Origin of the sequence: Pasteurella testudinis DSM 23072, from assembly GCF_900176075.1 — a bacterium.
Taxonomy (GTDB): Bacteria; Pseudomonadota; Gammaproteobacteria; order Enterobacterales; family Pasteurellaceae; genus Chelonobacter; species Chelonobacter testudinis.
Map to the genome: position 1 here is coordinate 1 of NZ_FWWV01000033.1, position 11,972 is coordinate 11,972.

Below are 11,972 nucleotides of genomic sequence, written 5' to 3' on the forward strand. Positions count from 1 at the left end.
CCTGCCGTATCATAAACATCAATACGCTCATTCCTGATAATCATTCCTACATTGCCCGCCGCGCTTCTTATTTCAACGTTGCCTGTAGAGTTAACAATAAATCTATTATTGATATTCAAACTCCCCCCATTAATAACCGGAGATGACAACGTTTGTCCGGCGCGGATATGCGGTCCGGTAATTGTACCTCTTGCGATTAAATCACCGTTAAACGCGGCTTTATTGTCAACTATCGACAACATCGGTACGACATTGCCGTCACTCGCATTTTTAACGACGCCGAACTTATCAGCCATCACAATCACGCTTGATTCAACCGTGTTGTTATCCGCTGTCGCCCCCATAGCGATCCCGGCAATTGCGGTGCGGCCGCCGGAGATAACTTGAGTTTTAACGGTGTGAGTGGCAGATTGTTTACCACTAACATCAGACACCGTTTTTTGCAGCGTGCTAATGTTTGCCGTCGCGTTATTCAGCGATGACTGCATAGTGCTGATTTGTGATGCGGTAGTTTGCTTATCAGTAGCGATTGCGGATTGCAATGTTGTGATTTTGGCGCTGCTTGAACCCGGTGTGTACGGTATTAACGGCGCATCTAAACTTGACACTTCGCATAAATTCGGCAAACAGCAGAACAGATAACAATCCGTGCCGAAATTAGAACGGATTGCAATGCCGACATTCACAAAATCGACACCTTCCGGAATCACTTCGTTAAAGTAATAATGCTCGAATTGGGTAGTTGATGTGTAAACATCGGCGGCCGTTTTCCGTCCCAATCTGTTTGTCGCAATGGTCGTTGCATTTGGGTATCGGTAATTGCCCTTTTTGGTGCGGCTTTTACTGATACCCGTTGTACCGTTGCTACCGCGAAAATCTAGATACAACAAATCGCCCGAATTTGGTCGCAAGCCCCAACCGGCTACATAGCAGCTAAACTGCAAAATCTGACCGGCACGCACCGGAAATCTTGCAATACTGGTGACGTAGCTGTTGGTTGCGCCCGTTGGATTTTCGGCATTGGTGCGATTATCTCGGATACCGAAAACCGCTTCATTTCTTAATGCGTAAGTCCAGCTGGTAACTTTAAGATTGTTATAGCCATCAATACCGCTGCCACTCGTTAGCGTGTAGCCCTCAGGTACGTTTCGCGCGCCCGGAAAAAGGAACTCACTGTTTTGCAGTAAGTTTCCACTTGCGCCAAGAGCCGCCTCTATCGCGCCGAAGCGTGTTGCACTGGCTTTGCTATTTGCAGTAACAACGCTGTCAAGTGCGGTGATTTTGGCATTCGTTGCAGTGTTCAGCTTCTGCGCTTCGGCGATAGCATCAGACTTGGCTTTATTCGCTTTCGTCTGAGCGTCCGCCGCGGCTTGCTTTTTAATCTCGGCATCTTTTAACGCTGCATCTGCAATGGCTGCGGCTTGCGCTGCATTCGCTTTGCTTGTGGCGTCGCCACTTGCGGCGGCAATAGCAGCAGCTTTGGCAGCGTCTGCTTTCGCTTTAGCGGCGGTGTCCGCGGCGGCAATGGCTTGAGATTTTGCCGTATCCGCTTTTTGTTGTGCGGTTGTTGCAGCAGTTGAGACAGCAGCATTTTTAGCCGTATCAGCATAGCCGCGCCACACGCTTTCCAACGCTGTGCGTGCAATACTGGCAACTTCGGTCTTGCTCGCCTTAGTCTGCTTGAGGTCTGTAATCTCAGCGGCATTCGTGCCAACGTTTGATTGCATTTGCTTAAACTGCTCAGCAAGTGCCTTATCAGCTTCTGCCGTGGTGCGCTCAAGTGCGGTCAACTTTGCGTTTGTTTCGACTACGGCGCTGTCAAGATCTTCTGGCGCTGGTGTCCAGTCGGTAGCAACATTGCCGACTTCGAGTTTTGCTTTGCCAATATATAGCTTGGTAGCAGACGCTATAGCAATCTGGATCATGCCTGCGTCAACATTAGTGACAACTTTATCTTGGATAGTAGAGGTTACAGATAATCTACCTTTATAGTTAAGCGCCAAATCACGGCCAATGGTTGCCGCTCTATATTGGGATGTACCGTCCTCATAGTGAACCCTAATCTCGGTGATAATTCGGGTATACCCTGTTGTTGCTAATACACCGCCAACAACTTCAGCATCAACAGATAGCGTTAACACTTTTTCACGATTAATCGCTTCCAAAAAATCTGGGCTAATATTAATACTCGATCTACCGATTGTATTTCTTGATATATTGGCGGTATTTAAGAAGTAGTTCCTCCCGCCAACAGACAGGTTATTAAACTTGCTCTCCATTACTGTCAGCTGTGTTGCCGTTGTACGCTGATTATTCGTCACCGTTTCGTTGAGCTTAGTCAACGTGCTTTCGGCGGTACCAACACGCCCCGCGAGCGTTTCACGGGCTTTCGCCTCGGCTTTATCCGCCTCGGCGCGCGCCGTTTTTTCAGCTTCGATACCGGCTACCGCACTTTCGGCTTTGGCTGTCGCTTGGGTAATCAACTGCGCTTGTTGTTGATCCACTTTCTGCAACTCGCTGACCGCCGTGCCGCGCGCCTGCGCTTCTTTTAACAAGTTCGCCGCTGCTTTATCCGCTGCCGCTTTGACTTCCGCACTGCGTTTAACGGCTTCCGCAGCAATCGCCTGACCTCTTGCTTGCGCTTCGGCTAACAATGCGTCCGCGCGGTCACGTGCTTCTTGGACGATCTTGCCATCCGCTTGTGCGATCCCGTCTTTAAATCCAGTCAGCTGTGCGATCAAGTCTTTGCCCAGTGCGGTTTCGGTGATTTGTCCATTAAGATAATTAACCAGATTATCCGCATTATGATCGGCTTCACCAAAAACAGCCTCGGTAAATTTGCCTTTGTTGCCGTTTTTATCGGTCAAGCGCGCCCAAAAATAGTGCTTTTCAGACAAGCCGACATTGCTTTTTAGATAGCTTGTCGCCGGATATGCCAAGGTTGAGATCTTCACCGCTTTGCTTAAATCCGGTTCGCGAGCATGCCAAATCTCAGTAGCATTACCAGTAGTCGCCAACACTGGTAACGTCCATTCAACGTTGATCGCCATTAGCTCAGATGTCGTGCGTAACTCCGTGATCGTCAGATTAATTTCAAACGATTTTGTGACAGGGTTAGAGTATTGCCCCAACTGGTTTTTAGCGCGAATTTCGGCGGTATAGCTGCCGTCCGGCAGTCCATCAAACGTGAGTTTTGGTTCTTTCAAATCCGTATAAGTGCGGTACACTTTACCGTCTTTGTAGAGCTTAACTTCGTAAGTGACCGTGCCGATGACGGTTGGCATATCAAACGTTAAAACTAAACTACCGCCTGCGGCCGTAATCTCAGCGTGTGTCGGCTGAGGCACTACAGCTTTATGTAACGTTGTTAGATCTTTTTCAAATTTAATGCCTTTTTCGATGTAATCCCATTTTTTAGGCTCATGCTGCAAGCCACTAACGGAATAACTGCCGTCGGCATTCTCTTTGATTTCAACGGCTCTGAATAAACGGGTTTTGACCGTACCGTTTACCAGTGTCCACAACATCATTTTATCAAGATCAATCGGGGCTTGTTTTAATGTAACTTCCGCCCCGTTTGCTGATACGATTTCGATCGTTCTTGATGACAATTTCTCGTCAATAATAGCTGCGTAGGTTAACGCGCAACCTTTTTTAAACTTAATTTCTCGATCAAGCGTAACGGTCAGCCCATTAACTGCTAATACACGTCCGCCGATATTTGTTGCAGCATACTCATTGTCAGCAACAGCGAAAATATCGCCGGGCATTGTGCGCAACATTTCGCGCCCCGCTTTAAAACTCACTAACACCGTCTCGATCGAATTAGTGCCTAGCATATAACGACCGTAGCGGTATGCCTGCCCCCATGATGTGCAGCCATAAGCCACAATTTTTTTTACATTATAACCGTAGCGCTTGATCAGCTTGTCATCAGATACATAAACACTGTCACGCTCGTACATATTGTTCGGATTGCTATATTCAACTTCAACGGCGGAAATGCGAGTTTTAGCTGATGTTTCGCTATACTCGAAACCATCGACAACGTTAGCTTGAGTGTAAGTCCACACTGGATCGGACGGAATATCCATGATGACTGACATCTGTGTGCCGTTCCAAACCGGAATAGCAAAAAACGCCGAAGCAAGATCGTAAAGCACATCATAAGCCTTACGCTGATCGGTTAGCCACAGATTAGTCGTTACGCGCGGTTCTTTGCCACCAAAACCGTCATCAACAAGCTGATCGCACCATCGGGCAACTTCATAGAGCTTGAATTTATCACAACCATATGCGCCGATACGTTGACCCATGCCGACTTCTTCGGACATGACAAGATCATAAAAAATAAAGGCTGGATTATTCGTCCAGCCTAATTTAAATGTTCCGTCCCAGAATCCGTCATATTGTCGGGTAATTGGATCGTAATTATTAGGTATTTTAACCACTCGCCCCTTGCTCAACGCAGTAATATCCGGCACCGATGACATTTGACGAGAATCTAAGCGGATACCAAGCAGGGCGCAGTTAGGGTAACTAAATTTAGTATCAATAATTTCGGTGTAGGATTGCCAAAAAGTAGTATTTTGCAACTTTTGGGTTTTGCTGTCATCAGTAATTCGCGAAACCGTAACATTGAACGGCACTGCGGGCAGATCATCTAAAATAACGTGTTTTAAGTAACGTGATGAGGTTTTGCCATTGATAGTGATTGGCTTACTTTTACTGCCGTACTGCACAAGCAAATCAACTCTCGAACCGTTGGTGTCGCCGTTATCTTCTTGCTTAAATAATGCCCCCACGGCTACCGTAATACGCAAACGCGTGACTTTTTGATCTGATACGGTACGCGTAATCGCAATATTTTTTTTAACTTCGGCACTAACGCTTATTTCCTTTTCGGAAAAATCAAAACCCTTGAGCGGATCTTGCTCCTGAGTTCCTAAAACATATTCCACTTCAGCGTCGTTAAAATTATAAGAATTATCGCTGTTCTGCACTGGCGTTTTATTAAAGTAAACGTCTTTCCAGCCGTTTTCAACGCCGACAATTTCACCGTGCGCCACAAGTCCGATCATACGCAAATACTGCGCCGATCTTAGCGTGTCTTTTGCCTCTCTTGGCGTATGCTGTTTTTTCTTTTTTCCGAAACTCATTTATCAATCCTCTGGCGTAAATACCTCTAAACCCTGTGAAATCAAAACAATTGAATGCATTATTTCACCGTATAGCAACGGCACCGGTCGCCCCTGCGGCGTTAAATTTTTAATGCTCGAAAATGAGGTATTCGTTTTCTTTTCGGCATCATCGGTTTTTATGTTCATGCCTGGCGGCTTAGTCAGCAGCTCAACCGCTCCGCCGATCGCCAACGCTGCACCAATCGCAATCATGTAAGGGTTAACCATTATTGCGCCAACTACAGCTAAAATCGCACCAGCAACAAATCTGAATGCGGCGCTTGCGCCAGCTATGACTGGAATTAGATTAATAACGGAGTTCGTCTTAAGCCTTGTTGTCAGCCCGATACGAATGTCATTCATTCCATATTCTTTGCCGGCTATTTTTATTCGGTAATACCCTTTATTAATTTTTGCTTTTAGCCCTTTTACCTGGACGTAAAGCCCTTGCAGTGCTTCTTGGGCAGTATCTACGTTTAGCTTAAACTCAGTGCCAAATCGTTGTAAATCGCCGTAAAATCTAACTGTTGCCATTGTTTAAATCTCCAAATGCTATGCGTATGTCGCTCCCAGTATCCGTTATAATAATCCCGTTTTGACAATCGATTATTGCACTGCTGCAACATCAGGTTATCACCGAGATAAATAGCTGAGTGATTTGCAACTGGTGAAATGACTTGCATTAAAATCACATCTCCTAACTGCGGCTCGGTGACTTGTTCAAATCCACTATTTTTGAGCGTCTCGATATATAAATCTTTACCCTGCTCATACCAATCCTCGTCATATTCAACTTGAGGAAGTTCAGTGCCGGCAAGCATGTAAGCATCGCAAATTATGGTGTAACAATCGCTTTCTCGGTGCTTAAAATCACGCCCCAGTAACGGCGGCACATTACGAAATTTACGAATCTCACCACGTGTTACAAGCCACCAGTCAAGATTAGACTGAATCTGCATTTGTCGATCGGCAGTTGATAATGCGCGCTCACCGTTAGGATGTGAATGCACTAGAGCTATAACTCCGTCATATTCCTGTACCTTGATCCAGTCATCAGCGGCAACTTCAAAATAGCTAATCGGATCAGACGCAATGTTTTCGCACGGGATAAACTGTTTTTTCTTGCCCTTAAAAACGACAAAGCCGCACATTTCGCGCGGCTCTTGCTGTTTGGCATACTCAATAATCTGCTGTTCTATCGTCATACTTTACTCACTGATGGAAAACCACCGTAAGGCAGTACTGCCTTGGCACCGAAATGCAATTTACATCCGTGTTCATTGTGCGGGCAGCCGTCTTTAGCTGGATCGGTTGTTGGGTTTCCCTGATCGTCACACACAGGCTTTCCGGTATAACCGCAGCCGTAGCCTCGATATTGGAAATAACAAGTATCAGCCGTAATCATGCGCACCGGAATCATTGCACCGTCAGTTTCTGCTGGAGTTGCTAAGGTAAATGTCGCTACGTCATGACTTAATTTAGCTAATTGCTCAACAATAAAGTATTCCGGCGGAAAAGCTGCTGTCGGATCAGCAAACTTATTTCCGTCTTTGAAATTGACCGCATCTAAATATTTTGCGTAAACTTGAACACGGGTAACTTTCGCACCTGCGGCACCATCAAAATCTCTCGCAATCCCCGTAACTAACCCTGCAAAATTAGCAATAGATAAAGACGGTCTAGTACTTTGTCCCTTGCTTTTGCGAGCAAATCCGGTTACTTGCATTGCGATTGCTTGATACTCATTACCCTGCCAAATAATATTTTGGCGCACACCGTTTAAGCCGTTGTGAAATCGGTATAACGATCCTACATTGCCGGCAGCATTTTTGATTCCGCGTAAATCAACTTCCCATAACTCGATTAGTGTATCCTGTCGCAGATCGGATAATGCCAAAGCTAACTCCGGCTTCATTTCTAAAGGCATTTAGCCCCCTTATAGTGTTTCTTCAAGACTGAGTGAAAATGTAGTATGCAGATAATGGCGTTGATAGCTCCAGCGAGAGCAGATAACGATAATGTCATCACCTTGACTATCACGAAAAATAAACGGCGTAACGCCCTTGTGACGGCTGAGGAAATCTTTAAGCGCCTTTACCTGCTCAACGGTTTTGACTATTACGCTAACGTTCATCTTGCGCAGATCGGAATTTAGCCCTTTCGGCGCACGCATAACATAGCCATCACCGAACTTTACTTCGTATTTTTCGGGCGCATGCTCGACCGTGTAACCTCGCTGCACTGGAAAATTAAACCGCTCCATCTATTACCTCGCTAACATTCCGCCGTCACGCATTTGATCGGCTATTTGATTTGTCACCTCGCCTTTAATCATATCGGTTATTTTCGCTGCCAATTGCTGATCACCGCCGCGCGAATCTTGATCGCCGAAATGGTTTGTTTGATTGACAATTACCGTTACGCTACCGCCGCCGTTACCGCCTCGATTGCTCGTGACATCTTTGTTGCTAAATACCCGTCCTGAGTTGCCCGGAATCATGTATTGCGATCCGTTGCTGGCTTTGAAGATTTCGGGCTGGTTATTTTCGCCGACACGGTACATCGCGTTGGCAGATATAGGTCCACCGTTTTTACGTCCAGTTATTGACATTGTTTGAGCAAGTGCGGTTGTCGAAGCCATACCGGCTTGGGCTGGTATTGCGTTTGCCCCCTGAGTTGCAAGCGAGACCATCGCGGCCGCCGGAGCGAATGCCGCAGACAACGCTGCTGCCTGTGCCATCTGTGCAGCGGTAGCCGCACTTGCCGCAGCTCGACCAATGATCATGCTTTTGACTTGAGCCATACCAACCTCAATCAAACTGCTGACAACGCTGTTAAGCAGTGTCATTGATAAGGACTTAAACGCATCTCTAAGCGTAGTTGTTCCGGCAAGCAATCCGGTAATTTGATTTGAGGCGGTGCTTTGTACTGCTTCTAAAGCATTGCCGAACATTTCCGCACCTGCGCTAGATTGCTTCCATTCGTCCCATTGAGCCTCTAACCGCTGCTGGCGATATTGCTCTTCGATAGCGGCTCTGACAGCTTCGGCCTCCTCTATTTTTGCAGGGTAAGCAATAACATACTCATCAAGCTGCTGCATTCTGACTTGATGTTGTTGATCAAGCGCAACCGTAGGGCTAATTTCCGCTTGTAGCGCATTAAAGTTGCGGGTCGTGTTGGTTAAATCATACATCTTAGCCGCTAGATCGCCGATTGCATTTACCTGCGCTTGTGTAGCTGCTGCACCTGCATTTTGCTTGGCTGCTAAAATAGTTGCTTGACGATGAAATCCCTCTTGGCGCAACACTGCAACTTCGTATTGATCTGATAACTTGTTAATTTGATCGATGACTTGCTGTTTAGCCTGAGCGTCTCTTTTAGCTGCCGCTTTTGCCTCAGCCGCCGCTTTTTTGGCGGCAGATTCTGCCTCTCTTGCTGCCTTTTTGTCGGCTTCGCGCTTTTGTTTAGCTGCCTCTTCTTCAGCTTTATATGCCTCTATTTTGTCGAATGACGCATCAATAGATTCCAAGTCAGCTTTTGTCGCACCTAGAGTTACAGCCGCATATTTAGCCTTTTCCCTAGCAGTCATACCTATAGTTACAGCTTGCTCTCTTGCCGCCTCGGTAATTTTTTCTATCTTAGCCAAATTGCCAGATAGCGCCGCCTCAGATTCGACGGCAATACCTGCTAAATCTGCAAGCGCCTTTCTCATTAAATCTAATGCGTCTTTTGCTTCCATTGCTGCAAACGCATTACTATTTACGGTGCCTGTCAGTTCGTTTAATTTCGGATTGGCATTATCATACCTTTCGCTTAAAACGCTCAATGCCGCCGCCAGCGAGTGCATAGTTTCAGGTGATTTATTTTTCTCAAATTCTGAAAGTTGCTTTAATAATCCTATAGCTTCTGTTGTTGTGATTCCTAACTGTTCAGACATTTTGCTTGTTACATCAGTCAGATTATTGATTTCCGCAATAGATCCAGCGTAAGTGCCACCTAAATCCCTGACTGCCTCAGCTGCATTTCTTCCTGTCTTCTCATATTTTTCAAGCTCTGCGATCGCATTACTTACGCTCGCGACACTATTACCGCCCAAGAAGCTAAAGAAGCTGTCAAAGTCGTCCATAGCCTCACTTATCGCTTGCCCCGCTGCATCGATAGCTTGTTTTGATTCTGCCATTGTCGCTGCAATTTTTGCTTTTGCGGCCTGCTCACTTCGCTGTGCGAGTTTTACCATTTTGTCCGATAACGATAAAATACCGCCATCATTTTCAGTTATCACCTCACCTAGTTTTTTCTGCGCATCTTTTAATTTATCAGTAGCACTTGTTGAATCAAATAGATTTGGCAATAAAGCTGTTCCCATGGCGCCACCGATTGCCAATAACATACCCGCAATAGCTCCCATTGGACCAAATAGCGATAGCATTTGCGATCCTTGCTGCCCCATAATTACAAAGGCATTAGTTCCCATTTGTGCTTGGACTGCTACGTCTTGAATTTGATAACCAACACCCTGTATTACTCCGCGCATTGAACCAAATGCACGACCAGTATTCTTTGTTGTTGCTGCAACTTTCGTTAATTCAGCGCTTAGTTTTTGAGCTTGTTTTTCAGCAGCATGAATTCCTGCGCTTGCGGATTTTGCTGATTCGTTAATTTTATTTAGGGCAATATCAGCACTTGTTGCGCCTTGAAGTAGTTGAGCGGTTTCCATACTAACTTCGATGTAAAGATCACTGAACGTTTCAGACATAATATTTCCTTTTTTGCGATCTGTATTCCAAAAATAATTCCGCCAAAAATACAAATAGCCTCAACTTCGTTATAGTGCGCACCACAACAAAGGAGATTATTTATGACATTCGAACGATTTTTATACGCAACCATTCCCACCGAAATGGCTAAATCAGCGTGGGGTGTGATAAAAGAAAATCGGCTAGAGCAATGCAGCCTAGCCGAGCAAAAATTTATACTTGATTTGTGGATTGAATATGAAAAAGGCTGCTTTTAAATAGCAGACTTACTATCATCTAGCAAATGGATTTATTTTTGTAATTTTTCAATATCTATTTTACTCTCAACTTTTGTTTTTATTGATGGGTCTGATTTCTGTAATGCAAAATTCAAAACCTTTCCATTTCTAACTAAAATATCCAGCGTTTTAGATGTTGAGTTTTGTTTAATGCTATTTTGATAATCCTGTATACTTCCTGTGATATATGCTGGTGATTCTACTGAAATAACATTATGTGAATACTGCCATTTTGTATCTTTTTCATTGATCACCATTTTAAAATTAGGCTCACCGAACATTGACACTAATTGAGATTCCGTTGTCTTCCCTTTAACAATTTTCTTAACTAAAGATTCATCAAAATCATTACCAAATTCATTTTTATGCACATTCACCGCTGATTTTTGAATATCTTGCCATACTCCAGATTGGTACGGAGATTGCACACAAGCGCTCAAAGAAAATAAGCAAACGCTAACTAACATTAGTTTTTTCATAATATTCCTTATATTGTAAAAGATCTAATGCTACAAACTAACAGGTTGACTTTCAACAATATAGATCACAAATCCGAAATTTTATTTTGACTTTCTTCAAATTCAGCCATGATTCGGTCGTACTCGTCTTCGGTAAAGATTGCCCCATTGGTTTTTTTATCACTATCTTTGTACATTGCCTTGATCAGCATTTGAAATTCGGTCATCGTTAGGTTTTCAGCCTCCATGCGTGGCAATCCGAAATGACAACGGGCGGCGCTGATGTATTCTTCGGCGTTAAATTCAGCCGTGTACGTTGCTTTTGCCGAATCTTTTTGATCACGCCTTAAATCAACCGTACCGATTATGCCGTGATCGATTAAATGCCTAGCCAGCGTGATAATATCTTTAATAGACAGCTTGCCGGGACAGTACAATAAACCTTTGCCGCCCGGCTTGTAATAGCCTGTAATTGCGGTTACATCATCACTACAGCAACAGGTTAAAATCGTGACCGCGGTCATTAATATATTGCGCCCAAACACTGGGCTAAGTGCTGTTTTAGCGGCATACTGCTTCGCCCACTGGTTTAATTCAACGACATCACGCAATAACTTAGCGATCTCGCCGCCATTCAATACCGAGTAAGCTATGACAATTTCTTGCGGAGTGCCGATAGCAGAAATGTTTTTTAATGATGGCCTAAAGAGGTAATCTTTGCCGCCATGCGTGATAGAAAACTCACCAATTGCCAGATTCGCTTGCATTGCTCCCCCATTAATAAAGCCCCAACCAAACGATCGGGGCTATTCGGAATTACTACGCGCCTGTTGTAGTAATCGTCACACTCTCTGAATCAGCCACTTTAAACTCGGCTGAGAACGTCACTAGGTCATTCGTTGCCGCTTCACTGCTTAATGCGGTGATTGTCATAAAGCCGACAAATGTAACAGCACCATATTTTAATCGCACCCAAATAGTCGGCTGCTTACGCTCATTGATTGCCTTGACGTAGAGATCGATCAGGGCGTTAATGCCGTATTCATCTGTTTTATCTTTTTTGCGCGACTCACCCTCTACGCTGATGCTAAAATCAGAATTGGTGACGAGCGATTCAGGAAAACCGCCTGCGTCATCTGCTTCCGATGTTACTGTGTTTGGGCTAAAGTCAAATCCTTTGGATCGGATTGCGCCCGCCGCTTTCCAGTCTGTTTCTTGTGGTGTCGGACCATCTCCGGTTACTGTCTTTGCATATTGCAGCACCGTTGCACGACCGACAAATTTAGCAAAATCTTCTTT

Annotated in this window: 10 protein-coding genes; 1 reads left to right on the forward strand and 9 read right to left on the reverse strand. The window is 45.0% G+C overall.

The window, feature by feature from the left end; translation table 11 throughout:
* The 6 genes from B8880_RS10180 to B8880_RS10205 all read right to left on the reverse strand — a co-directional run.
* Window positions 1-5,159: TipJ family phage tail tip protein (locus B8880_RS10180; protein WP_244165633.1), on the reverse strand; the 5,159-nt coding region annotated here is incomplete at its 3' end.
* Between the two features lie 3 nt (window positions 5,160-5,162).
* Window positions 5,163-5,714: a tail assembly protein gene (locus tag B8880_RS10185; protein WP_084257500.1), complete on the reverse strand. Its 552-nt coding sequence runs from the start codon at window positions 5,712-5,714 to the stop codon at window positions 5,163-5,165.
* Window positions 5,657-6,385, reverse strand: a complete 729-nt coding sequence (locus B8880_RS10190; protein WP_084257501.1) for a C40 family peptidase — start codon at window positions 6,383-6,385, stop codon at window positions 5,657-5,659. The genes B8880_RS10185 and B8880_RS10190 overlap by 58 nt, the downstream gene beginning before the upstream one ends.
* A complete protein-coding gene (locus tag B8880_RS10195) occupies window positions 6,382-7,107 on the reverse strand; it encodes a phage minor tail protein L (RefSeq protein ID WP_084257502.1) in 726 nt (241 codons plus the stop codon). Before B8880_RS10195 ends, B8880_RS10190 begins: the two co-directional genes overlap by 4 nt.
* A gap of 9 nt (window positions 7,108-7,116) precedes the next feature.
* Window positions 7,117-7,443 carry a phage tail protein gene (locus B8880_RS10200; protein ID WP_084257503.1) on the reverse strand — a complete coding sequence of 109 codons (327 nt, stop codon included), beginning with the start codon at window positions 7,441-7,443 and terminating at the stop codon, window positions 7,117-7,119.
* A gap of 3 nt (window positions 7,444-7,446) precedes the next feature.
* The gene (locus B8880_RS10205; protein ID WP_084257504.1) at window positions 7,447-9,936 is read right to left on the reverse strand and encodes a tail length tape measure protein; all 2,490 of its coding nucleotides are present in this window, start codon (window positions 9,934-9,936) and stop codon (window positions 7,447-7,449) included.
* A 102-nt stretch (window positions 9,937-10,038) separates the two neighbouring features.
* On the opposite strand from B8880_RS10205, the gene B8880_RS14420 reads away from it, so the two are divergent.
* The gene (locus B8880_RS14420; protein WP_159460745.1) at window positions 10,039-10,194 is read left to right on the forward strand and encodes a hypothetical protein; all 156 of its coding nucleotides are present in this window, start codon (window positions 10,039-10,041) and stop codon (window positions 10,192-10,194) included.
* Between the two features lie 32 nt (window positions 10,195-10,226).
* Here B8880_RS14420 and B8880_RS10210 read toward each other — a convergent pair whose 3' ends face one another.
* The 3 genes from B8880_RS10210 to B8880_RS10220 all read right to left on the reverse strand — a co-directional run.
* On the reverse strand, window positions 10,227-10,694 hold the full coding sequence (locus B8880_RS10210; protein ID WP_084257505.1) for a hypothetical protein: 468 nt from the start codon (window positions 10,692-10,694) through the stop codon (window positions 10,227-10,229).
* A 65-nt stretch (window positions 10,695-10,759) separates the two neighbouring features.
* Entirely contained in the window at window positions 10,760-11,440 is a 681-nt protein-coding gene (locus tag B8880_RS10215) for a DUF6246 family protein (RefSeq protein WP_084257506.1), read from the reverse strand.
* A 52-nt stretch (window positions 11,441-11,492) separates the two neighbouring features.
* Window positions 11,493-11,972: phage tail tube protein (locus B8880_RS10220; protein WP_208610910.1), on the reverse strand; the 480-nt coding region annotated here is incomplete at its 5' end.

Coding starts and splice junctions, on each gene's coding strand:
- B8880_RS10185 (WP_084257500.1), bottom strand. CDS start 5,714: ATGGCAACAGTTAGATTTTACGGCGATTTACAACGATTTGGCACTGAG.
- B8880_RS10190 (WP_084257501.1), bottom strand. CDS start 6,385: ATGACGATAGAACAGCAGATTATTGAGTATGCCAAACAGCAAGAGCCG.
- B8880_RS10195 (WP_084257502.1), bottom strand. CDS start 7,107: ATGCCTTTAGAAATGAAGCCGGAGTTAGCTTTGGCATTATCCGATCTG.
- B8880_RS10200 (WP_084257503.1), bottom strand. CDS start 7,443: ATGGAGCGGTTTAATTTTCCAGTGCAGCGAGGTTACACGGTCGAGCAT.
- B8880_RS10205 (WP_084257504.1), bottom strand. CDS start 9,936: ATGTCTGAAACGTTCAGTGATCTTTACATCGAAGTTAGTATGGAAACC.
- B8880_RS14420 (WP_159460745.1), top strand. CDS start 10,039: ATGACATTCGAACGATTTTTATACGCAACCATTCCCACCGAAATGGCT.
- B8880_RS10210 (WP_084257505.1), bottom strand. CDS start 10,694: ATGAAAAAACTAATGTTAGTTAGCGTTTGCTTATTTTCTTTGAGCGCT.
- B8880_RS10215 (WP_084257506.1), bottom strand. CDS start 11,440: ATGCAAGCGAATCTGGCAATTGGTGAGTTTTCTATCACGCATGGCGGC.